20 protein-coding genes and 1 pseudogene are annotated in these 21,750 nt (G+C 63.4%); 8 read left to right on the top strand and 13 right to left on the bottom strand.

The genetic code is table 11. The features are described 5' to 3' along the window. Window positions 1–15 precede the first annotated feature (15 nt). Window positions 16–1,167, bottom strand: a complete 1,152-nt coding sequence (locus tag OKW38_RS29930; protein ID WP_429364491.1) for a peptidyl-alpha-hydroxyglycine alpha-amidating lyase family protein — start codon at window positions 1,165–1,167, stop codon at window positions 16–18. Between the two features lie 279 nt (window positions 1,168–1,446). Between OKW38_RS29930 and OKW38_RS29925 the strand changes: the two genes are divergently transcribed. Beyond that, entirely contained in the window at window positions 1,447–1,740 is a 294-nt protein-coding gene (locus OKW38_RS29925; protein WP_018423759.1) for a DUF1330 domain-containing protein, read from the top strand. A gap of 47 nt (window positions 1,741–1,787) precedes the next feature. Here the strand turns inward: OKW38_RS29925 and OKW38_RS29920 are convergent, their stop codons facing one another. From OKW38_RS29920 to OKW38_RS29910, 3 genes are all read right to left on the bottom strand, one after another. Next, the gene (locus OKW38_RS29920; RefSeq protein ID WP_090807642.1) at window positions 1,788–2,639 is read right to left on the bottom strand and encodes a carbohydrate ABC transporter permease; all 852 of its coding nucleotides are present in this window, start codon (window positions 2,637–2,639) and stop codon (window positions 1,788–1,790) included. Next, window positions 2,636–3,526, bottom strand: a complete 891-nt coding sequence (locus OKW38_RS29915) for a carbohydrate ABC transporter permease (protein WP_090807639.1) — start codon at window positions 3,524–3,526, stop codon at window positions 2,636–2,638. The genes OKW38_RS29920 and OKW38_RS29915 overlap by 4 nt, the downstream gene beginning before the upstream one ends. 174 nt (window positions 3,527–3,700) lie before the next feature. Then, the gene (locus OKW38_RS29910) at window positions 3,701–4,933 is read right to left on the bottom strand and encodes an ABC transporter substrate-binding protein (RefSeq protein WP_090807637.1); all 1,233 of its coding nucleotides are present in this window, start codon (window positions 4,931–4,933) and stop codon (window positions 3,701–3,703) included. A 318-nt stretch (window positions 4,934–5,251) separates the two neighbouring features. Here OKW38_RS29910 and OKW38_RS29905 point away from each other — a divergent pair, with 318 nt between their 5' ends. From OKW38_RS29905 to OKW38_RS29885, 5 genes and pseudogenes are all read left to right on the top strand, one after another. Beyond that, a complete protein-coding gene (locus tag OKW38_RS29905) occupies window positions 5,252–6,049 on the top strand; it encodes an SDR family oxidoreductase (protein WP_429364489.1) in 798 nt (265 codons plus the stop codon). 78 nt (window positions 6,050–6,127) lie between these two features. After that, window positions 6,128–7,210: an ABC transporter ATP-binding protein gene (locus OKW38_RS29900; RefSeq protein ID WP_090807635.1), complete on the top strand. Its 1,083-nt coding sequence runs from the start codon at window positions 6,128–6,130 to the stop codon at window positions 7,208–7,210. A 94-nt stretch (window positions 7,211–7,304) separates the two neighbouring features. After that, on the top strand, window positions 7,305–8,168 hold the full coding sequence (locus OKW38_RS29895) for a MurR/RpiR family transcriptional regulator (protein ID WP_187610637.1): 864 nt from the start codon (window positions 7,305–7,307) through the stop codon (window positions 8,166–8,168). 78 nt (window positions 8,169–8,246) lie between these two features. After that, window positions 8,247–9,482 (top strand): YbfB/YjiJ family MFS transporter, encoded by a 1,236-nt coding sequence (locus OKW38_RS29890; protein WP_429364487.1) that lies wholly within the window; start codon window positions 8,247–8,249, stop codon window positions 9,480–9,482. Window positions 9,483–9,583: 101 nt separating this feature from the next. Beyond that, a pseudogene (locus OKW38_RS29885) lies at window positions 9,584–9,784 on the top strand (type II secretion system F family protein); the annotation flags it as partial. 127 nt (window positions 9,785–9,911) lie between these two features. Here the strand turns inward: OKW38_RS29885 and OKW38_RS29880 are convergent. From OKW38_RS29880 to OKW38_RS29860, 5 genes are all read right to left on the bottom strand, one after another. Then, the gene (locus OKW38_RS29880; RefSeq protein WP_090807629.1) at window positions 9,912–10,556 is read right to left on the bottom strand and encodes a trimeric intracellular cation channel family protein; all 645 of its coding nucleotides are present in this window, start codon (window positions 10,554–10,556) and stop codon (window positions 9,912–9,914) included. After that, window positions 10,553–11,821, bottom strand: coding sequence for a M20 family metallopeptidase (locus OKW38_RS29875; RefSeq protein ID WP_429364485.1), 1,269 nt, complete (start codon window positions 11,819–11,821; stop codon window positions 10,553–10,555). The genes OKW38_RS29880 and OKW38_RS29875 overlap by 4 nt, the downstream gene beginning before the upstream one ends. A 59-nt stretch (window positions 11,822–11,880) precedes the next feature. After that, window positions 11,881–12,336, bottom strand: a complete 456-nt coding sequence (locus tag OKW38_RS29870; RefSeq protein WP_429364483.1) for a MarR family winged helix-turn-helix transcriptional regulator — start codon at window positions 12,334–12,336, stop codon at window positions 11,881–11,883. A gap of 97 nt (window positions 12,337–12,433) precedes the next feature. Next, entirely contained in the window at window positions 12,434–12,961 is a 528-nt protein-coding gene (locus OKW38_RS29865; RefSeq protein WP_429333335.1) for an N-acetyltransferase family protein, read from the bottom strand. Continuing rightward, on the bottom strand, window positions 12,958–13,545 hold the full coding sequence (locus OKW38_RS29860) for a helix-turn-helix domain-containing protein (protein ID WP_429364481.1): 588 nt from the start codon (window positions 13,543–13,545) through the stop codon (window positions 12,958–12,960). Before OKW38_RS29860 ends, OKW38_RS29865 begins: the two co-directional genes overlap by 4 nt. A 399-nt stretch (window positions 13,546–13,944) precedes the next feature. Between OKW38_RS29860 and OKW38_RS29855 the strand changes: the two genes are divergently transcribed. Next, window positions 13,945–16,161, top strand: a complete 2,217-nt coding sequence (locus OKW38_RS29855) for a beta-glucosidase (protein WP_429364479.1) — start codon at window positions 13,945–13,947, stop codon at window positions 16,159–16,161. Between the two features lie 60 nt (window positions 16,162–16,221). Here OKW38_RS29855 and OKW38_RS29850 read toward each other — a convergent pair whose 3' ends face one another. After that, window positions 16,222–17,544 carry an amidohydrolase family protein gene (locus tag OKW38_RS29850; RefSeq protein WP_429365551.1) on the bottom strand — a complete coding sequence of 441 codons (1,323 nt, stop codon included), beginning with the start codon at window positions 17,542–17,544 and terminating at the stop codon, window positions 16,222–16,224. A 652-nt stretch (window positions 17,545–18,196) separates the two neighbouring features. On the opposite strand from OKW38_RS29850, the gene OKW38_RS29845 reads away from it, so the two are divergent. Further along, window positions 18,197–19,063, top strand: coding sequence for a MipA/OmpV family protein (locus tag OKW38_RS29845; RefSeq protein ID WP_090807601.1), 867 nt, complete (start codon window positions 18,197–18,199; stop codon window positions 19,061–19,063). An 84-nt stretch (window positions 19,064–19,147) separates the two neighbouring features. Here the strand turns inward: OKW38_RS29845 and OKW38_RS29840 are convergent, their stop codons facing one another. From OKW38_RS29840 to OKW38_RS29830, 3 genes are all read right to left on the bottom strand, one after another. Further along, complete coding sequence (locus OKW38_RS29840; RefSeq protein WP_429364477.1) at window positions 19,148–19,687, bottom strand: thioredoxin family protein; 540 nt, start codon at window positions 19,685–19,687, stop codon at window positions 19,148–19,150. Between the two features lies 1 nt (window position 19,688). Then, window positions 19,689–20,405, bottom strand: a complete 717-nt coding sequence (locus OKW38_RS29835; protein WP_184024474.1) for a cytochrome c biogenesis CcdA family protein — start codon at window positions 20,403–20,405, stop codon at window positions 19,689–19,691. A gap of 180 nt (window positions 20,406–20,585) precedes the next feature. Further along, window positions 20,586–21,557, bottom strand: a complete 972-nt coding sequence (locus tag OKW38_RS29830) for a LysR family transcriptional regulator (protein WP_429364475.1) — start codon at window positions 21,555–21,557, stop codon at window positions 20,586–20,588. Window positions 21,558–21,750: the final 193 nt, after the last annotated feature.

Raw genomic sequence — 21,750 nt, 5'->3', positions numbered from 1 at the left:
GGCGGCCCTCGTCCATCACGCATGCAGAACCAGTTTCTGAATACGCCAGTTCAGCAACTCGGCAACGAATAATACGTTTTCCGAAGGACACGCCATCTCGTGAATCCAGCCGAACTGCTTCGGCTGTTTGCCCGCTTTGCCAAGCACACCGAGCACTTTGCCGTCGAGCGTCATCTTGTAGATGCGGCCCGGAAAGGCGTCGGCGCTATAGAGCACCTGATTCGGTCCCGGCGAGATGCAGATCGCCCAAGGCGAGCCCGGCGCGAACGTGCCCGCGGCGAGGTCCGCCTCGCTCGGCATGTTGCCGATCGCGGGGCGCGCGTCCGGCGGCACCGGTACGTCGATCGTGAACTGGCGCAGGAACGTGCCCTCGGTATCGAACACCTGGATGCGCCGGTTGCTGCGATCGGCCACATAAACGTGGTCGTGCGCATCCACCGCGATGCTATGCGGCGTATGGAACTGCCCCGGTCCCGTGCCGCGATCGCCCCATGACTTCAGCCAGTTGCCGTCGCGGTCGACCTTCGCGACGCGCGAGTTGATGTATCCGTCGCTGATATAGGTGTTGCCCGCCTTGTCCCACGCGACGTCGGTCACCTGGCGAAAGCGTCCGGGTTCGGACGGCAGCGGTGGATTCGGATGCTTGAGCGGCGCCGTCTCCTCGTCCGATGCTTCCTGCTTGCGGCCGAACACCATCGCGACGCGTCCTTCCGGCGTGAACTTGATCACCATGTCCGAGCCCTTGTCGGTGACCCAGATGTTGTCGTGCCGGTCCGCCTTCACCGTGTGCGCGAATGACCACGCATACAGGTTGTGGCCGATCTCGCGCACGAAGCGTCCATCGGGCGCGAACTCGAGCAGTTGCGCGGCGGCCGCGCCATATGCGGGGCCGGTGGTGTTGCCGCGCGACAGCACGAAGATATGGCCATGCGAATTGAGCGCGACGCCCGAGCATTCACCGAAGTACCTGTCGTTCGGCAAACGAACGGGGTTGGCAATCGAGTCGTAAGCAATCGTGGGCACGGCGGGTGTGTCCGCGGCGAACGCCGGCGGCATGGCGAGTCCGGCGGCGCTCCCCGCAAGCAGGCTCATGAAAGTCCGTCGGCTCATCGCCCGGTGGTCGGGACCGCCGCAGCATGCACAAAACGACTCGTCTCGCTCGCTCATTCGTTGTCTCCTTTGGTCCATCGCTTGAAGTGTGCAAAGGCAAGCCTAGTGCACAAACCGTTTAATGGCTAAATCGTTTTGGCGATGCTGAAAGAGACACTTCCCGTTATGCGCGATCACGGGCTGGTGGTGGCAGATGCTGTCCAAGTCGCGGCGCGCGGCGCGCGGCGGCGCGGTACCGCTCGGCACCGCGAGCCGGCCCGCTTTGCTACTATGTAAGACCGCGACTGCTTAGGTCCCCTTTAGTCCCCTGTTGGTCCATCACACAAGGAGATTCGAATGAGCAAAGGTTATTGGGTGTCGTCGTACCGCAAGACGAACGATCCGCAGAAACTGGCCGCGTACGCGCAATTGGCCCCGGCCGCGGTGGCGGCGGCGGGCGGCAAGTTCCTCGTGCGAGGCGTGGCGGACGAGGCGCGCGAGCAGGGCCTCAAGGAGCGCACGGTCGTGATCGAGTTCCCGACGTACGAGGCGGCCGTCGCCGCTTACGAAAGCGAGGAGTACAAGAAGGCGCTGGCCGCATTGGGCGATGGCGTCGAACGCGATCTGCGCATCGTGCGCGGCACCGACTGACGCACGACCCGCAAGCGAACACTGCGCGGCACGCGCCGCGCAGTCACTCACTTCACCGCGCCGAGCGCGAGCCCCTTCACCATATAACGCTGCAACCACGCAAACACGATCGAAACCGGCAACGTCGCGCACAAGGTCGCGGCCATCACCAGATGCCATTCGACCACGTACTTGCCCGCGACCATATCGGTCACCTGCACGGTCAGCGTCTTGTTTTCCGGCGAGCGGATCAGCGTATAGACGACCGCGAACTCGTTCCACGCATTGATGAACGTGAAGATGGCGGTCACGACGATCGCCGGCACCGCGAGCGGCAGAAACACCTTGAACACCGCGCGCGTGCGGCTGCAGCCTTCGAGCCACGCGGATTCCTCGAGATCCTGCGGCACGGTCTGAAAGTACGACGACAGCATCCACACCGCGAACGCGATATTGAACGCCGCGTACGACACGATCACGCCGATCCTCGAATCGACCAGGTTGCCGTCGCCCCACGGAATCATCGCCGCGAGCCGGAATAGGCCGACCACCAGCAGGATCGGCGACAGCATCTGCGTGACGAGCAGGAACTGCCGATACAGGCCGCGTCCGCGAAATGGGAAGCGCGCGAGCGCGTAAGCGGCGGGCAGGCACACCGCGAGTGCGAGCGCGGTGGACAGGAAACTGATGATCGTGCTGTTGCGCAGCGCGACGCCGAAGTTGGCCGCGTCCCACATGTCGATGAAATTGCGCCACTGCCACTGCACCGGCAGCCAGCGCGCCGGATAGACGAAGATCTCCGAGGCCGGTTTGACCGCGGTGAAGAACATCACCGCGAACGGAAACAGTATGACGATCACGAGCGGCGTCAGTGCGATCCAGCACCACAGCGAGCGTTTCGTCTTCGCGCTCAGACTCATGATGGCACTCCTTCTTTCGCGCGTTGCAGACGTAGATAAGCGATCGAGAACACGAACAGCATCACGAGCATGATCAGCGAAACGGCTGCCGCTTCGCCGGGACGTCCGAGCCGGAAGCCGAGTTCGTACAGGTAAGTGACGAGGATGTGCGTGCTGTTGTCGGGGCCGCCTTGCGTCATCACCCAGATGATCGGAAACGAGTTGAACACGTAGATCACGTTCAGCAGGATCGCCATGTTGATGAACGGGCGCAGCAGCGGCATCGTCAATTGACGGAACTGCTGCCAGGCGCTCGCGCCGTCGATACGCGCGGCTTCGTAGATATCGCTTGGCACCGAAGACAGGCCGCCAAGAAAAATCGTCACCGTAAACGGAATCGACACCAGAATGCCGACCGCGATTTCGACGGGGAACGCGAACTCGGGCGTCGCGAGCCAGTGAATCGGCCCGCCGATCAGGCCGAGCCGCTGCAGCGTGACATTGACCATGCCGTAGTCGTCGTTGAAGGCCCAGCGCCAGACGACGGCGGTCATCGTCAAAGAGACGGACCACGGCAGCATCACGATCGTGCGCGCCACGCCGCGGCCGTGAAAGTCCTGATTCAGAATCAGTGCGACAGGTACCGAGATCAGCACCGTGCCGCCCACCACGCACACGGTCCAGATGATCGTACGGCGTACCGAATCGAGAAACACCGGGTCCTGAAACACGTTGATGAAGTTCTGCGCGCCGGTGAAGTCGCGGATCGCGCCGAAGCGCGATACCTCATGCAGCGATTGCCACACGATGTTGAAAATCGGATAGCTGATGATGAACAGCGCGAGCACGAGGCTCGGCGCAATCAGCAACCAGGGCGCCTGCGCGCGCGAAGAAACGGAACGGCTCATGCGTGCTCGATCGTAAGACGCGCCCGCTCTCTGGCGGCGGGCACGACGGAATGGGCCGGAGGGTGCATCGTGCTGCATAGGCTCGAATGTGGGAGTGGCGCGGCGCAACGCGCGGCGCGTGAGCTACGGCGCCGCGCGTCCCCTGTTCGTCTCGTTACTGTCAAAAGCCGCGTATCAGTGACCGAGCGACTTGTTCGCCTGCGCAGCGGCCGCATTCAACGCTTCCGCCGGTTGCGCCTTGTTCAGGTAGATCGCCTGCATCGCGTCGGTCACGGCCTTCGCGGTGTCTTCCCAGCCGGTCACGGTCGGCGCGAAGTGAGCCGTGGGCAGCAGCGCGACGAATGCCTTGATGTCCGGATCGTTGAACGCCGGGTCCGCCGCTTCGGCCTTCGTGGTCGGCAGGAAGCCTTCGGTCGTCGTGAATTCGACGCGCGGTTCCTTCGTGAACAGATAGTCGAGGAACTTCCACGCGGTCTTCTTCACCTTCGAGTTCTTGAACATCACGATCGAGTCGGTGACCGCGTAGGTGGCGTGCGTCGTGCCCATCGGCACCGGATCGATGCCGTACTTCAGGTTCGGCGCTTCCTTCTTGATCTGCTTGGCGAGGAACGGCGCGGAGATCACCATCGCGACGCGGCCCTGCTTGAACAGGTTCTGCACGTCCTCGCGGCTATAGCCGGTGACGCCCGGTTGCGTGAGACCCTGGTCGATCATCTGCTTGTACATCGTCGCGGCCTTCACGCCCGCCGGCGAATTGAACGCGGCCTTGCCGTCCTTGCCGACCACGTCGCCGCCCATCGTCCACAGCGCGTAGTAAAAGTAGACGTCGGTTTCGATTTCCTTGCCTTGCAGACCGAAGCCGGCGATGCCTTGCGCCTTCAGCTTTTTCGATGCATCGATCACTTCATTCCAGGTCTTCGGGCCGTCGGGGTAGCCGACCTTCGCGAGCAGATCCTTGTTGTAGTACAGCGCGCGCGCGGAAGCGGCGATCGGCAGGCCGTAGGTCTTGCCGTTGATCTGGCCGGGAGCCAGGAACGGACCGATGAAGCGTGCCTTGAAGTTCGCGTCCATATAGCCGTCGAGCGGCTCGGCGACGTCGTCCTTCACGAAGTCGAGCAGCCAGCGCGTGCCGACGATCGCGAGGTCCGCGTTGGCGCCGCCGGAGATGTCCGTTTGCAGCTTCTGTTGCAGTGTGTCCCAGTTCACGTCTTCGATCTTGATGGTCGTGCCGGGATTGGCCTTCTCGAAGTTGCGGGCCATTTTCTCGAAGTACGGCGCGGTCGCGTCGCTGTAGTGAGCGACCGTCACGCGGACCGTCTCGGCATGGGCCGAGACGGCGATACCTGCAAACGCGAGCGCCACGGCGACTTTGCCGAGCGCGAGGGAAGCACGGGCATGCAACGACATTTTTCTCTCTCCTGTGGGTGGTTTGCTGCCGTCGCCGGCCGCCTTGGGTAAATTGTTTGAAAAAATCCTACATGACGCAAAATAGCTTGTCACGTAGGGTCTGCGATATTTTTTCTCGGGCTGTTTTGTGCATAAGATGCTGTAAAGCATGGGTATTCTGCACGGCGCGACGGGGACGGAAACCCACTCTTCGGGATGGCCGGCAGTCGTCGCGGGTTGGATATGTAGGAAATTTACAGCGTTGCGCGTAGCGCGAGCCGGGTGGCGGACGGCGCCGGCAAGACGGCCGAAACGGCCAGGCCAACGAGCGAGGAACACATGGATCGTGTCGTATTGGTAACGGGCGCATGCGGCGGTATTGGCAGCGTGTTATGCGAGCGCTTCGTCGAGGCGGGTGACACCGTGCTCGCACTCGACATCGACGCGACCGCGCTCCAATCGTTGAGCGTGCGACTCGGCGCGCAACGGGGCGCGCAACAGGGCGCGGACCGGGTCGTGCCGGTCGCGGTCGATCTCGGCGACGCCGCTGCGGTGCAGCACGCGGTGGCCGCGGCGGTCGCGCAGCGTGGACCGGTCGACGTACTGGTCGCGAACGCGGGCGCGGCGCTCGGCGCGTCGCTCGCGACCACCGACGCCGCAAGCTGGCAGCGCGACATCCATCTGAATCTGAACGGCACGTATCACACGGTGGAGGCGGTGCGCGCGTCGATGATCGAACGGCAGCGCGGCGCGCTCGTGCTGATCGGCTCGGTGAACGGTCTCGCCGCGCTCGGTCATCCGGCATATAGCGCCGCGAAGGCCGGCCTGATCAGCTATACGAAGGCGCTCGCGATCGAGCTGGGCCGCTTTGGCATTCGCGCGAACATCGTCTGTCCGGGCACTGTGAAGACGCAGGCGTGGCAGGCGCGTGTCGACAAGAATCCGCAGGTGTTCGAGGAACTGAAGAAGTGGTACCCGTTGCGCGACTTCGCGACGCCCGACGACATCGCCGATGCGGTGCTGTTCCTCGCATCGCCGCAAGCGCGCGTGATCACCGGCGTCGCGTTGCCGGTCGACGGCGGCTTGATGGCGGGCAACCGCCTGATGGCGCAGGAGCTGACGCTCGAGTCGTTCTGAGCCGCGCGCGGCGCGTGCACTACGGCACCGGCAATACAACATCGGCAATACAACACACAGCAAGACAATGAGGACAGCATGGCAGCAGTGCAACTGAGCGGCATCTTCAAACGCTATGGCGACACCCAGGTCGTGCACGGCATCGATCTCGACATCGACGACGGCGAGTTCGTCGTGCTGGTTGGTCCGTCGGGCTGCGGCAAGAGCACGCTGATGCGGATGGTGGCCGGGCTCGAGGAAATCAGCGGCGGCGATCTGATGATCGGCGGCACGCGCGCGAATACGCTCGCGCCGCAGCAGCGCAACATCTCGATGGTGTTCCAGAGCTACGCGCTGTATCCGCATCTGTCGGTGTATGAAAACATCGCGTTCGGTCCGAGAATCCGCAAGGAATCCTCGGAGAAATTCAAGCCGCGCATCGATGCGGCCGCGAAGATGCTGAACCTCGGTGACTATCTGGACCGCTTGCCGCGCGCACTGTCGGGCGGTCAGCGGCAACGCGTGGCGATGGGCCGCGCGGTGGTGCGCGAGCCGTCGCTGTTCCTGTTCGACGAACCGCTGTCGAATCTCGACGCAAAGCTGCGCGTGCAGATGCGCACCGAAATCAAGGCCCTGCATCAGCGCTTGAAGAACACCGTGATCTACGTCACCCACGATCAGATCGAAGCGATGACGATGGCCGATCGCATCGTCGTGATGAACGCGGGACGTATCGAGCAGATCGGCCGTCCGCTCGAACTCTATGACCGGCCGGCGAATCTGTTCGTCGCTAGCTTCCTCGGCTCGCCGTCGATGAATTTCGCCGAGGGCGTGATCGTCAATCGCACGCAGGGTGCGGGCCTCGCGTTGAAGCTCGCGGACGGCAGCGAGGTCGCGCTCGAACGCACGCCTGCGTCGGCCGTGGTCGGTGCGAAGGCCACGCTCGGCGTGCGGCCCGAGCACGTCGAGATCACGACGCAGATACCGGATGCCGCGCTCGACGTCGAAGTGATCGAGCCAACTGGCGCCGAAACGCACCTGTACGGGAAAATAGGCGGCGCTTCGTGGTGCGTGACCACGCGCGAGCGCTCGAAGATCGAGCCCGGTCAGCGTGTCGCGCTGCGTCTGCCGGCCGAACACATCCATCTGTTCGATACGGAGAGTGGACGCAGGCTGGTCTGAACCGCGTGCGGCTTGAACTTTGATCAGGCCGATTCAAGCCGAACAAGCTGCGAGCGACGCGGATCCATATGAAACAGCCCCTAAGGAACACCGGGTGTCCGCACCGAACTTGATTCCCCACATCCGCAACGCACTCGCGAGTCTGCGGCCCGCCGAGCGCAAGGTCGCCGACATGGTGCTCGCCGACGTCGACTTCGCGATGCGCGCGAGCATCACCGAACTCGCGCAGCGCGCCGAAGTGTCCGAGCCTTCCGTCACGCGTTTTTGCCGCGCGATCGGTGCGCACGGTCTGCGCGACTTCAAGATGCAGCTCGCGCAGAGCGTCGCGGGCGGGCTGCCGTATGCATCGACCGCGGTCGCGCGCGACGACGACGTGCAGACCTTGATGGACAAGGTCGGCGAAGCGGCGATCGACGGCATCACGCATGCGCGCGGCGCGCTCGATCCTGCCGTGGTCGAAAGCGCGATCGCGGCGCTTTCGAGCGCCCGGCGCGTGTTTTTCTTCGGCGTGGGCTCAGGCTCGGGGCTCGTCGCGCAGGACGCGGCGCTGCGTTTTTTGCGCATCGACATCGCGGCGGCCGCGTTTACCGATGGTCATTTGCAGCGTCTATACGCGGGTCTGATGGAGCCGGGCGACGTCGCGTTTGCGATCTCGCATTCGGGGCGCAGCGTCGAAGTGAATGAAAGCATCCAGATCGCGAAGGAGCGCGGCGCGACGACGATCGCGCTGACCAACGTCGGCTCGCGACTCGCATGGCTCGTCGATATTCCGCTGCTGCTGCGCGTGGCGAGCCCGATCGATCCGAACACGCCGGGCGTGTCGCGGCTCGTGCATCTGTGCATCATGGACGCGCTCGCGATCGGCGTCGCGCTGAAGGCCGGGCCCGAGACGCTGGAAAAGATGCGCCACGCGAAGGCGCGGCTCATGCCGCATGAGCCGGAAGGGGCGGGCGGGTAAGCCGCGCACATTGCGCGACTTTCGTCGTCGCTCCAGGTAGAATCGGCTCGCAGCGTTCCCGTTTACATCCGTCCGCCCATGTCCTCCCGTTCCGCCGACACCGCATCGCACGCCCCATCAACGACCACCGCCGAACGTGTGCCGACCCTGCTGCTGGCCGCCGCGCTATCGCTCGGCAGCGCGTCAGCGCTCGGCTTCGCGCGCTTCGCGTACGCGCTGCTGTTGCCGTCGATGAAACTCGACCTCGGCTGGAGCTTCGCGCAGGCCGGCGCGATGAACACCGCCAACGCGCTCGGCTATCTGCTCGGCGCGCTCGTGTTTCCGCGCCTCGCGCGCCGCTGGTCGGCCGGCGCGCTGTTCGCGGCCGGTTGCGTGCTGACCGCGCTGCTGATGGCCGGCAGCGGCCTCACCGCCAGCACGCATGCGCTGCTGACGCTGCGCGTGATCACCGGTGCGAGCAGCGCGGCGATCTTCATCGGCGGCGGCGTGCTTGCGGCGCGGCTCGCGTCGGCGCGACCGCGCGACGCGGGGCTCGTGCTCGGTCTGTATTACGGCGGCACCGGCTGGGGGATCGTCGCGTCGTCGGTGCTGGTGCCGGTGGCGATCCTTGATGCCGCCCACGGCTGGCAATTCGCGTGGTTCGCGCTCGCGGCGGCCTGCGCGCTGTTCTCCGCGGTCGCGATCGGCGCGTCGCGCAGAATCGAGCGCGCGCACACGAGCGCGGCGGCTGCGGCGCATGCAGCCGGCGCCACCCCTGCCCCGGGCTGGCCGCACTTCGCGGCCGCGCTCGCGGGCTACGGGCTGTTCGGCGTCGGCTATATCGGCTACATGACGTTCATCGTCGCGCTGCTGCGCAACGCCGGCATGAGCGCGGCGGTCGTCACCGGTTTCTATCTACTGCTCGGCGCGGCGACCGTGGTGTCGGCGCGGATCTGGTCGACGCTGCTCGATCGCATGCGCGGGGGCCAGGCGCTCGCCCTGCTCAACGCGCTGCTGGCGATCGCGACGCTGCTGCCCGCGCTCTTCACACTGCCGTGGGTCGCGTTCGTTTCGGGCGCGCTGTTCGGCGCGACGTTCCTGTCGGCGGTCGCGTCGACGACCGCGTTCGTGCGCCACAATCTGCCCGCGAGCCACTGGGCGAAGGGCATCAGCGCCTTCACGATCGTGTTCGCGTTCGGGCAGATCGTCGGGCCGGTCGTGATCGGCTGGGTGTCGGATGGCGCCGGGCTCGCGCGCGGGCTCGTGTATTCGGCGCTGCTGCTAGCGGCCGGCGCGGTACTCGCGGCGTGTCAGAAGACGTTGCGCGCGACGTGAGTCGCCTTGTGCGTGCTTCGTATTTAGCGATACGTCCAGCACCGATGCGCGACGAACGTGAGCGGCGGCACCACGCACACGACTAGCGCGATGCCGAGCGCGGGCGGCCCGCCCGCAAGCTGTCCGATACGCTGCGCGCGCGCCGCCGGATGCGCGCCGAGGAGCGGGCCGCGAAGATCGCGCTGAAGTTGCTGTTTCCGTTGATGTTCTGCATTTTTCCGGCGCTGTTCGTCGTGCTGATGGGGCCCGCGATGATTCATATCTATCGCGATCTGCCGCCGAGCATGGCGGGTGGCACATGACCACGCACTTCGTCGCGAGCGGATCGACATGGGGAATGAACGGAGAGAGCCGGTGGAACGCACGAGACAACGTGGCGCGGCGGCGGTGCCGATTCCGCAAACCGCGAGCTGAAGCGCGAAGGGCTCGTTATGAGTTGTCGCGTGTCTCGGCCGTGCGTCTGCCTTGGAAGATCGGCAGCCGCCAGCCATAGCGCAGCGACGCGAGCCGCGCCAACACGCAAGCCAATGTCGCGAACCACGGCGTCCACCAGTCCGTCCAGCCCGCGTACGAAAAACCGACTTGCACCGCCGCGCCTAACAGCGCGGCCGACGCATAGATCTCGCGTTCGAGAATCGCGGGTACGCGCGAGAGCACGACGTCGCGCATCACGCCGCCACCGACCGCGCTGACGATGCCGAGCAGAATCGCGAGTTCGGCATTGTGGCCATACGTGAGCGCTTTCTGCGCGCCCGACACCGCGAACAGACCGAGCCCGATCGCATCGAAGAACAGCACCGGCTGGCGCAGCCGGCGCACCTGCGGATACGCGAGAATCGTCACGGCCGACGCGGCGAGCGCGGTCGCCAGATAGCGCCAGTTCGACAGCCCCGCAGGCGGGATCGCGCCGATGCACAGGTCGCGCACGATGCCGCCGCCGCACGCGACCATGAAGGCGATCACGACGATGCCGAGCAGGTCGAGCCGTCGTTGACGCGCGGCCACCGCGCCGCTGATCGCGAACACGAAGGTGCCGATCAGGTCGAGAATGGTGTAGACAGCGTGTGAATTCACTGAGTGGTTTCGTGTTGATCGAGCCAGGCACCGGCCGCGCACAGCATGGCTTCGAGGCCCGTGCGCAGGGTCGGGTCGAGCACAGGTGCGAATTTCGGCGAGTGATTGCTCGGAATTTCGTTGAGTTTTTTCGCGGCGAGCGCCTGGCGGAACACTTCGGGCTCGGTGCCGCCGACGAACCAGAACGAGTACGGCACGTTCCATTCGCGGCCGAACACGCTGAAGTCTTCGCTTGCGGCGGCCGGCGGCGATTCGTACGCGCGCTCGCCGAACTGCGCCTCGAACGCGTTGCGCACACGCTCGGTCGTGGCCGCGTCGTTGATCGTCAGCGGGTAGCTCGATAGTGTCGTGAATTCTGGCTCGCGCGGCGCGTTCGACGCCACGCATTCGGCGCAGCAGATGCGGCGGATCGCGCCGAGCATGTACTCGCGCACGTCATCGTCGTAAGTGCGCATGTTGAGCTTCAGCGTCGCGTCGTCGGGGATGATGTTCTCTTTCGTGCCGGCTTGCAGCGAACCGATGGTCAGCACGGCGCTGTCGCTCGGCGCGATTTCGCGCGACACGATGGTTTGCAGACGCAAGGTCGTCGACGCTGCCATGATCACGGGATCGATCGACGTCTGCGGCTGCGAGCCGTGCGCGCCGCGCCCGAACAGCTTGATCTTGATGCTGTCGCCGGCCGACAGGATCGTGCCGCTGCGATAGCCGACCGAGCCCGCCGCGCCGACCATCACGTGCTGGCCGAGAATCACGTCGGGCTTCGGAAAGCGCGTGGTCATGCCGTCGTCGAGCATGCTGCGCGCGCCGCGGCCGACTTCCTCACCGGGCTGGAACACGGCCATCAGCGTGCCGCGCCATGCGTCGCGATGCCCTGCCATCAGACGCGCGACGCCGAGCAGCCACGTGACGTGCATGTCGTGGCCGCACGAATGCGCGACGCCGACTTCGAGCCCGTCTTCGTCTTTCGCCCTCACCGTGCTCGCATAGGGCAGGCCGGTCGCTTCGGCCATCGGCAGCGCGTCCATGTCGGCGCGCAGCATCACGGTGGGACCGTCGCCGTTGCGCAGCAACGCAACGACGCCCGTCACGCCGACGTTGCGCGTCACCTCGTAACCGAGCTTTTCCACGTAGTCCGCGACGATGCCCGCGGTGCGCACCTCCTGCATCGACAGTTCGGGGTGCGCGTGCAGGTCTTTGTAGATCGCTTCGAGTTCAGGCAGCAGCGCGTCGATCGCGCTCGACATCGTTTGGATCAGCTTCGACATGGAGGGCTCCTTGTTGCCATGAACGCCAGGGAAGGAAGGCGGCAAATGCGGACCGTCTGTCAGGATCGCGCAGGCGGCGCGCTTGCGGACTCGCTTTCGAGCAGGCTGTGTGAAAGCTTGCCGAGCAGACGTTCGAGCGTTTTGCGTTCGTTCGCGCTGAGCGCCTTCGCCAGCTCGACCTCGAGTTCGGTGCCCACCGCTTCGGACGCCTGCGCGACCTCGAGGCCGTTCGCGGTGGCGCGTAACGCGATGCTACGACGGTCCGACGCATGCATGTTGCGCGTGATCAGGCCGCGCGTTTCAAGCTCGGCGAGGACTTTGGAAAGCAGCGTTTTTTCGATCAGCGCGCGCTGTGAAACGGATTTGGGCGTGATGTCGGGCTCCGCGCAGACGAGGCGCAGCACGCGCAACGCACGCACGTCGAGATCCCAGCGCTCGCGATAGACCATATTCGCGCGGTTGATCAGCAACGCGCTGGTCAGGTCGAGCCTGAAAGTCAGGAAGTCCGAGTACAAGAAATTGCTCCGCTGTCGACCGTCATACGCAGTGCAGGCATTATAGGCAAGTAGTTGAAATTTTCAAATACTTGCACGGAGCGGAGGGCCGGCGCAGTCAAAGCTGTTTGCAATAGAACGTCGTCGCGCAAAACGCGCCGTCGGGCATCAGCGCGCAATTCGGCACGCTGCCGACGCGTAGCCAGCCGGCGCGCTGATAAAGCCGTTCGGCATCGCCGCCGGTCACGGTGTCGAGCACGAGAACCGATTTCTTCTCTTCCCGCGCGATGCGATCGAGTTCGCGCATCAGAGCGTGCGCTACGCCGCGCCGGCGTGCTTTTCTGTGCACGAGCATCTTCGCTACGTCGGCGCGATGTGGCTGATTTTCGGGTTGCGCGGTAATCAGCTGCACGGTGCCCACGATATCGCCGCTGTGATCTTCGGCGATCAGCACTACGCGCTCGCCACGCGCGACGCTCTCCACGACGTTGCGCCAGAACGCGAGCGCCGTGTTACGCGAGATCGGCAGCATGAAGCTGACCGATGCTCCGCCTTCCACGCAGTCGATCAGCACGTCGGCGAGCGCTTCGACGCAGGCCGAAGCTTCGTTCGCGCCGACGCGCCGTATGGTCACGTTATCGCTCATCCGTTTCTCCGTTCGTTGACTGGCGATGTGGTCAGCGCGACGAGATAGCGCGCGCGTTTGCGAGTGGGGTTACGGAACACGATCGGGCTGTCGAGCCGCATTGCCAGGCAGTCGCCGGTCTTGAGCCGCCAACAGGTGTCGCCGATCGTGATTTCCATCGACCCGTCGAGCATCCACACCTGTTGATGAATGTCCGCGTCGCGCGCGCCGGTTTCGTAACTGACGCGCTGACCGGCGGGAAAGTGGACCTCGACCAACTGGATCGCCGAGCGCGCGGTCGGCGACAGATGACGTCGCACATACCCCGAGCTCGGATCGGTCCACACCGCCTGCTCGGTCGCGCGACTGACCGGCGATGGCTCGGCAGCCGGCGCGCCATCCTGCTCGAATAGCGACGCGAGCGGCACGTTCAACGCGGTCGCGAGTTTGTCGAGCACGGTCGCGGTAGGGCTGCTCTGAGCGCGCTCGATCAGCGAGATATTCGAGCGGCTGACTTTGCTGCGCTCGGCCAGTGCATCGAGCGACCAATTTTGAGCGTCGCGCAGTTCTTTGATCCGGCGCGCGATCTGGGCGTTGATGTCCATGTAATCCAGTTTAAGGGATGTAGCTTCCAGTAAACTAGACGGCGGCTTTTTTGTTGTCAATGCGCAAATGCCCACTCACCAATTTGAATAAAAGCCCGCACAAAATTGCCGACTCTTTATTCGCTTTGATTCGCTAACTTTCAATTAGCCTGTGTCGGAAAAGCCTTACGCCCCATTACGCATAAAATTACACGTATTGGTATAAATACCGATGCTGTAGTCAGACTACATTCTTACATTACTCACCACGAAGAGTCGCTACAGCCCATCCAGTTGCGCCGATTCTTCTTCCCACAGGCAAACGTTTGCAGTCATCGCTGCATGCCTGTTTTCGCGTCCGTTTTCCATCCCCCGACGCGCTCCGTTGCCCCAGAAAAGCACAATTTCGGAGAGACACCTATGCAGAAGAAACTATGGCCGGCCGTCGCGATAGCGGCGGCCGTGAGCGCCGCTGCGCACGCGGAAATACCCGCTCCTGGTCTCGACTTCGCGCCCATGTCGACGGTGCTGAACGCGTTCGCGTCGGCAGCGGCGCATCGGCGCGCGGAAACGCTCGTCAACAAGATGACGATCGACGAAAAGCTGCAGTTCATTCACTCGCAGTATGCAATGTCCGCCGTGCCGGGCGGCGGCGCGGGCTACATTCAGGGCGTGCCGCGTCTCGGCATTCCCGACCTGAACATGGTCGACTCGGCCACGGGTTCGGGCAGCACCAACCAGCCATCGACGACCTTCCCGGCGACGCTCGCGGTAGCGGCGAGCTGGGACCGCGCGCTGTCGTGGAACTTCGGCAAGCAGATCGCGATCCAGTTGCGTCAGCAGGGCTTCGGCATGGGGCTCGGCGGTGGCACCAACCTCGCGCGTGAGCCACGCGGTGGCCGGCTCTTCGAGTATCTCGGCGAAGATCCGGTGCTTGCCGGCGAGATGCTCGCCGAGCGCACCGACGGCACGCAAAGCCAGAAGGTCATCGCGACGATCAAGCACTACATGGGCAACGAGCAGGAACATAACCGCGGCGGCGGCAATAGCCAGATCGACGAGCGCACGATGCGCGAGCTCTATCTGCTGCCGTTCGAAATCGCCGCGCGCCGCGCGCAGCCCGGCAGCGTGATGTGCAGCTACAACGAGGTCAACGGCATCCAGGCCTGCGAGAACCCACACATTCTCAACGACGTGCTGAAGAACGACTGGCACTTCGAAGGTCAGGTGCAGTCGGACTGGGGCGCGACGCATAGCACGGCACCGGCGATCAATGCGGGTCTCGACGAGGAGGAAGACGTCGGTTCGACCGTCTATCTGACGCCCACGCTGGTCAAACAGGCGATCGCGAACGGCTCGGTGTCGACCGCGCGCCTCGACGACATGGTCGAGCGCAAGCTGTACGTGATGATCCGCACGGGCGTGATGGACGATCCGCCGAAGGGTGGCGCGACCATCGACTTCTCGGCCGCGAGAGCCTTCACGCAGTCGGTCGAAGAGCAGTCGATGGTACTGCTGAAGAACGCCAGCAATCAGTTGCCGCTCGCCGCTGGTTCGCTGTCGCGTATCGCGGTGATCGGCGGCCATGCTGACGCGGCGGTGCTGACGGGCGGCGGTTCAGGCAACACGCGCGATCCGGTGACGGGCGCGTTCGCCGGTTGCGGCGGCTTGACGTTCGGCACGGAGACGGGCTGCAGCTGGTGGACCAACCCGTGGCTGAAGCTAAACACGCCGATCGTGTCGGCGATCAAGGCGCTCGCGCCGCAGGCCACCGTGACCTTCGCCGGCAACAGCGATCAGCAGTCGCCGTTTGCCGCCTACACGCAGCAGCAGATCACCCAGGCGGCCACGCTGGCGGCCAACTCCGACGTCGCGATCGTCGTGGTCGCGCAGCCGGCCGGTGAGGATATCGGCGATCTGCCGAGCCTGGGCCTCGCGAATCCGACCAACCAGGATGCACTCGTCGAAGCGGTTGCGGCGGCCAATCCGCACACGATCGTCGTCGTCGAAAGCGGCAACCCGGTGCTGATGCCGTGGAAGGATAGCGTGTCGGCGATCATCGAAGCATGGTATCCGGGCGAAGGCGGCGGCAATGCGATTGCGAACGTGCTGTTCGGCAAGGTCAATCCTTCCGGCAAGCTGCCCGTCACGTTCCCGGTGCGCGACCAGGATACGCCGACGTGGGGCACGAATGGCGCATTCGCGGCGAACCCGGTGTACGCCGAGAAGCTTGATATGGGCTATCGCTGGTACGACTCGCAGAACATCACGCCGATGTTCGAGTTTGGCTATGGCCTGTCGTACGCGCACTTCGCATACTCGGGTCTGTCGGTTCAGCATCTGCCGGGCGGCCTGATCGACGTGTCGTTCGACGTGCGTAACGATGGTCGCGTCGCCGGTGCGGAAGTGCCGCAGGTGTACCTCGGCGTGCCGTATCAGGGTGAACCGCCGCGGCGTCTCGTCGGCTGGGACAAGGTGGGTCTGAACCCGGGCGAATCGCGTCGTGTGCACGTTGTCGTGACGCAGCGCATGCAGAGCGTGTGGGATACGACGAGCAACCGTTGGCTCTATGTGCCGGGCAGCTCGGTGTACGTCGGCGCATCGTCGCGCGACATCCGTCTGCAGGGGCACGGCTAAATAGTGTGACGGTGTAGCGAATGCGGGCGCGCCAGGTTGCGCGCCCGCCTGAATTGTTGATTACGCTTTCAGCGTGTTCTTGTAGAACTTTCCATCCTTCATCACGATGCGCAGGTTCTGCTCCGGGTTCGCGATCAGGTCGAGATTCTCGAGCGGATTGCCGTCGACGAGCAGCAGATCGGCGTACGCACCTTCCTCGAGTACACCGAGCTTGCGCGGGTACGGATTGCGGTGCCCGGACAGCGCGAGTAGCTGGCCATTGGTGCCCGTTGCGATGCCCAATGCTTCGGTTGCGCTATACCACGCCTTCATATGCGTGAGCATCGTGCCTTGCCGTGCGGCCACGGCCTGCGAAAAGATCAGGTCCGTGCCGAACGCGACCTTGATGCCATGCTTGCGCGCGAGTTTGAAAACCCTGTCGGTGCCCGCGATCACCTGAAGAAATTTTTCGCGGATCGGTGGGGCGAGCGGACCCGCGTCGTCTTCGTTGACGAACGGCTGCGTGCTCAACCACGTGCCGTTCTTCGCCATCAACGCCGCAGTCCTGTCGTCCATCAGATGACCGTGCTCGATGCACTGCACGCCTGCCGCAACGGAGCGCTGAACCGCTTCGGGCGTGTACGCATGCGAGAGGACATAGGTGCCCCAGTCGGCCGCTGTTTCGACGGCCGCGCGCAACTGCTTTTCGGTAAACGTGAGCATGTCGAGCGGGCTGCGCGGCGTCGATACCCCACCGGCTCCGACCAGCTTGATCTGCGTCGCGCCCTGAATGAACTGCTCGCGCACCCGCAAGCGGACTTCGTCTTCGCTGTCGGCGATCGCGAAGCCACCGTCCCGTTCCAGTTGGGTGACCTGGTTGCCGGCGCGCGGCAGATCGCTCAGCGCACGAAAATCGCCGTGACCCCCGGTGGTCGTGATCATCGCGCCGGACGGATAGATTCGCGGCCCGGAAATCATGCCGCTATCGATTGCCTGCTTCAGCGCGAATGACGGGCCGCCCGCGTCGCGTATCGTTGTGAAGCCGCGCAGTAGCGTACGTTCGGCTTCAGCGCTTGCCGCAAGATGAACGAAAGCAATGTCGGATTGAAGGATGACCTGAATCGGCACTGCCGCGAGCAGCGCGTGCCAGTGCATGTCGATCATGCCGGGCATCATCACCTTGCCACCGCAATCGACGAGCGTTTTGCCGTCGATCGAAGCCGGTTGACCCCGACCCAACTGGCTGATGCTGTCACCCTCGACAACCATATAGAGACCGTCACGCAACGTCGACGATTTGCCATCGAACAAGCGGAAGTTCGTGAACAGCACCGGCTTGTCCGGCGGTGCTGGCGGTTGGGTGGTTTGAGCATTGCCAAGACCGGGCAGAACCAGGCTCAGCATCGAAGCGGCGAGACCGGTGACGAAGCCGCGCCGCGACAGATCGGCACTGATACGGCGGTTGGCATACTGCGCTTGAGACTTGTCACAAAGACATGAAAACGACGCACTGACTGCTTTATCGCCGATGTACTTTCCTGAAGGCATAGCTCACCTGTAACGTAGATCACCGTGCATCGAAAGCCGCCATCTGACTACATTTCACACCTGGCGACGCGAAAGTCAAGCCCGCACAGATTATCGCCTACGAACGAGGATGGCAAATTCCGCGTCGCTTGATACAAGCATTGAAATTGCATCTATTACTCGATTACGCGGTTGCAGCATGTAATTAGAAAAATATGCTTGCGACCGGCGAAAAGATCGGGCTATGCTCACGCCACGTATTCTGTAAGTGAATCCCCCGAAATAAGGCACGATTCCCTACCCTGCTTGGGGGGGAGATGCGCCAAACAAACGTCCCAATAAAGCGGATGCATCGGCTATTACAAACGTATTTTCTATCATCGCGATTATCGAGCGAGGCGATCGGTCATTCTTTTAACGCCGCTGCAATTAGAAACTCAACTATTTCACAATTTCGCCGCCACTCCATGAATGCCGGGATCGGAAAAGTCGCATTCAGTCTTTTTTAATTTTTCACGGAGAAACAGAAATGATCGATGTGTCAAAGCCGCGTATGCTCAAGGTGCTGGCGGGGGCCGGCTTGTCGCTGTTTGCCGTCACCGCGATGGCCGACGATACGCTCGGTTTGTCGGAAAGCCTGTTCTCCATCGGCGCGCCGGAAGTGACGCAGGCGCCTGGCGCGAGCGCGAGCCCGTGGCGCTTTGCGGTTGGCGCAGGGGTCGTGAACATGCCGAAATTTCCGGGCGCGAGTGGCACGAAATGGGAGGCGGTGCCGTCGGTGAGCGTGAATTACGACCGCTTCTTTATCGGTGCGAACCCAGACGCGGGCTCGGTGCTATCGCTGGGCGCATATCTGTATCGTGATAGTAACTGGCGCGTCGGCGCGGCGTTGACCTACGATTTCATCGAACCGCGCAGCGAGTCCGACGACTCGCGGCTGCACGGACTGGGCGACGTCAAACGCACCGCGCACGCGGAGCTGTTCGGTGTTTATACGTGGGAGTTCGTCACGGCGCGCGCGAGCGTTTTGACCGATATTGCCGGCAACGATCGCGGCACCGTCGCGACTTTCGATCTGTTGGGACGCTATCAACCCATTGCGCAACTGACGCTCAGCGCAGGCCCGGGCCTGACGTGGGGAAGCGACAAGTACAACGAAACCTATTTTGGCGTGAATTCCGAGCAGAGCGCGCGCTCGGGATTGCCGACCTACTCGGCCAGCTCCGGTTTGAACCAGTTGCGCTTCTCAGTCAACGGGGTTTATCGGATCGCAACGCGTTGGAACGTTGGCGCGAGCGTGTCGTTCGCGTGGCTGCGCGGCGACGCGACCGACAGCCCCATCACCGAAAAGACGAGTCAGATTACGTACGGCCTTTTTGCCAATTACCTCTTTTAGTCGTCCGCCAAAAACGAAGGCCCGCTGCACCCGATCGCGTGGGTGCAGCGGGCTTTCCCGTTCTACGAGTCAGCAAGCGCTTCGTCAATTCTTCTGCGCGAGCAGCGCCTGAATCCTGGCTTCGGTCCGCGCATAGTCGCCTTCACCAAAGTGCGTGTAGACGATATGACCTTGCTTGTCGATCAGATAGAACGCGGGCCAGTACTGGTTGTTATAGGCATTCCAGGTGGCGTACTGGTTGTCCTGCGCAACCGGATAGCTGATACCGAGCCGTTTCAGCGCGGTCTTCACGTTGCCGGTGTCGCGTTCGAACGGATATTCCGGCGTATGCACGCCGATCACCGTGAGCCCCTGATCCTTGTACTTCTGGTTCCAGCTTTTTACGTAAGGCAGCGTGTTGGCGCAATTGATGCAGCTATAGGTCCAGAAGTCGACGAGTACCACTTTGCCGCGCAATTGCTGCAATTTGAGCGGCTCGCTATTGAGCCATTGCGTGATGCCTGTGAGCTCGGGTGCGGGCGAGCCGCTTTCTGGCGGCGCGGCGATGGCGACCGTACTCGTCGCGATCAACGCGCAGGCGGCAAACGCGGTGGACAGTGCGAAGGTTTTCAGGCGGGTAGTCATGTCAAAGTCCTTTGAGTGAAGGGAAAAGACCGGCGAGCCGCGCGTACAGCAGCACGTCGTACTGCAAATAGATGGCGAGGGCGGTCAGCATCACCAGTACGCCGAATACCTGTTGCAGGCGCTCCGCGTGACGTGAGACCACACGGACATGACGCGTCACGTAATGTCCGCCGTAGATGATCGCGAGCATCGGAATCGCCGCGCCGATCGCATACAGCGTGAGCAGCAGAGCCGACCAACCGAGATCCTGAGCCTTCACGACGAGCACCAGAATCGACGCGAGCACGGGGCCGGCGCAGGGCGTCCATACCGCGCCTAGCGACATGCCGAGCACGAAGCCGCCCGCGTTGCCGCTGCCGGGTTGCGTCCCTGGCGCAATGGCCGCGCCGATGCGCTCGAGCGGCCCTTGCAGTTGCGCGACGAGCCAGTCGTAAGGTCGCGGCCAGATACGCAGAAGCCCGGACAGCGCGAGCAACGCAATGCCGGTATTGCGCAGTACCTGTTGCGCGACGTGCACGGTGCTCGACACCGCGCCCAATAGCAGCGCGAAAGACGCGAAAGTCAGAATGAAGCCGGCGACGATGAACAGTGGCCGCGTGCGGCTCGGTCGTTCGACGGAAGTGCCGAGCAGGATCGGCATCACCGGCAGCACGCAGGGAGAGGCAATCGTCAGCAGCCCGGCGAGCAGGGCGAGCGGAGTTTCGAGCGTACTGTGCATGATGGGCGTTCCGTTGGCTGGGATGGCCGTATTGGAACGCCCGCACGTATCTGGTTTATGTCGGGGATCAGGCGCGCTTGCAATGTAGTGTGTTTGCGTATGGCGCGGATACATTGCGACACAAATCGGTTGAGGAACCGATGCGCGCGGGGGGCGAGGCGGCGGTAGCCGAACGCTGGCTCAGCGCGCCCTGCGCTTACGCACCGCGATTCCCGTCGCGGCCGCGACGCTATTTGCGCTGGACGTGGAGAACATCGGCATACGCTCCTCGATCCAGCGCAGCAATTCGAGAGGTCCCGGTGCGAGCGGCCGGCCGGTCTTGACGAGCACACGCGCCTGCGCGCCGGAAAACAGCGGATGCGCGATCGGTATCGTCGTCAATTCGCCGCTCGCGATTTCGCGGTAGGCAGCGAATTCGCCGATCAGCGTCATGAAGTTGTCGACCGTGACGAAGCGCTTCAATGCGCTCAGTGAGTTGGTGGTCAGCGTCGCGGGAATCGACACGTTTTCGGCGAGTTCCGTCATCTTGACGACATGACCGATCCCAAAGGTCGGTGGCATCAACGCGAGCGGCCACGCGCGCAGGTCGTCGAGCGTCGCGGGTCGCTTGCGCTTCGCGAGCGGATGGTCGCTTCTTAGCAACAATACGACCGGCTGCGGCGAACTCGCGCGATGCTCGAGGCGCGCATGAGGCGGCGGATTGTACGCAAGCCCGATATGCGCACGACTTTCGGCGACTTCTTCCTGGATTGCGTCGACCGCGAGCATATCGAGGCCGATTTCGAGTTCTGGATATTGGACGCAGAACGGCGCGAGCACATCGTCGACCAGCGTATCGACGAAGCCTTCGCTGACCGCGAGCCGGATCTGCCCTCGCTGCAGGCCTTTCAACGCATGCAATTGATCTTCGAGCTTCTCCTGCTGCGAACGGTAGCCGCGCCAGAATTCGAGCAGATGCGTGGCCGCTTCGGTCGGCCTGACTCCGCGCGGCTGCCGCTCGAACAGCACCGCGCCGAGTTCGTCCTCGAGCAGCTTGATCTGCCGCGTGATCACGGAGGGTGACGTATTGATGCTTTCGGCGGCGCCGCGGATGGTGCCGTGCGTGAGCACCTCGTTGAAGTAGCGAAGGCGTTGCTGGTTGATCTCGCGCATGTGATTTGTCGATTGCGGTTAATGTGTTGCCCACAAGGCAACGATTTGTGAACTTAGTTGCTCTTGCTGATGAAGGCTTGCGCTGTCACTATCCATCTCAAGCGGTGCGACAGCGGTAAGCCAGTGGTTCAGTCGTCAAGGCATTTCCGGTTTCAGATTCGTTCTACCCGTCTCGTTCGATTCGTTTCAGATT

The organism is Paraburkholderia sp. MM5496-R1, from assembly GCF_050436205.1.
GTDB lineage: Bacteria > Pseudomonadota > Gammaproteobacteria > Burkholderiales > Burkholderiaceae > Paraburkholderia > Paraburkholderia tuberum.
The sequence above is the reverse complement of the archived record's forward strand: the minus strand, read 5'-3'. Positions and strand labels throughout refer to the sequence as shown.

Bases quoted from the DNA above. Each gene is read 5' to 3' on its own strand.
- OKW38_RS29875 (WP_429364485.1), bottom strand. From the start codon at position 11,821: ATGTCGAAGCTGATCCAAACGATGTCGAGCGCGATCGACGCGCTGCTG.
- OKW38_RS29890 (WP_429364487.1), top strand. From the start codon at position 8,247: ATGTCCTCCCGTTCCGCCGACACCGCATCGCACGCCCCATCAACGACC.
- OKW38_RS29915 (WP_090807639.1), bottom strand. From the start codon at position 3,526: ATGAGCCGTTCCGTTTCTTCGCGCGCGCAGGCGCCCTGGTTGCTGATT.
- OKW38_RS29830 (WP_429364475.1), bottom strand. From the start codon at position 21,557: ATGCGCGAGATCAACCAGCAACGCCTTCGCTACTTCAACGAGGTGCTC.
- OKW38_RS29930 (WP_429364491.1), bottom strand. From the start codon at position 1,167: ATGAGCGAGCGAGACGAGTCGTTTTGTGCATGCTGCGGCGGTCCCGAC.
- OKW38_RS29920 (WP_090807642.1), bottom strand. From the start codon at position 2,639: ATGAGTCTGAGCGCGAAGACGAAACGCTCGCTGTGGTGCTGGATCGCA.
- OKW38_RS29840 (WP_429364477.1), bottom strand. From the start codon at position 19,687: ATGACTACCCGCCTGAAAACCTTCGCACTGTCCACCGCGTTTGCCGCC.
- OKW38_RS29850 (WP_429365551.1), bottom strand. From the start codon at position 17,544: ATGCTGAGCCTGGTTCTGCCCGGTCTTGGCAATGCTCAAACCACCCAA.
- OKW38_RS29845 (WP_090807601.1), top strand. From the start codon at position 18,197: ATGATCGATGTGTCAAAGCCGCGTATGCTCAAGGTGCTGGCGGGGGCC.
- OKW38_RS29860 (WP_429364481.1), bottom strand. From the start codon at position 13,545: ATGGACATCAACGCCCAGATCGCGCGCCGGATCAAAGAACTGCGCGAC.
- OKW38_RS29905 (WP_429364489.1), top strand. From the start codon at position 5,252: ATGGATCGTGTCGTATTGGTAACGGGCGCATGCGGCGGTATTGGCAGC.
- OKW38_RS29855 (WP_429364479.1), top strand. From the start codon at position 13,945: ATGCAGAAGAAACTATGGCCGGCCGTCGCGATAGCGGCGGCCGTGAGC.
- OKW38_RS29900 (WP_090807635.1), top strand. From the start codon at position 6,128: ATGGCAGCAGTGCAACTGAGCGGCATCTTCAAACGCTATGGCGACACC.
- OKW38_RS29925 (WP_018423759.1), top strand. From the start codon at position 1,447: ATGAGCAAAGGTTATTGGGTGTCGTCGTACCGCAAGACGAACGATCCG.
- OKW38_RS29910 (WP_090807637.1), bottom strand. From the start codon at position 4,933: ATGTCGTTGCATGCCCGTGCTTCCCTCGCGCTCGGCAAAGTCGCCGTG.
- OKW38_RS29865 (WP_429333335.1), bottom strand. From the start codon at position 12,961: ATGAGCGATAACGTGACCATACGGCGCGTCGGCGCGAACGAAGCTTCG.
- OKW38_RS29835 (WP_184024474.1), bottom strand. From the start codon at position 20,405: ATGCACAGTACGCTCGAAACTCCGCTCGCCCTGCTCGCCGGGCTGCTG.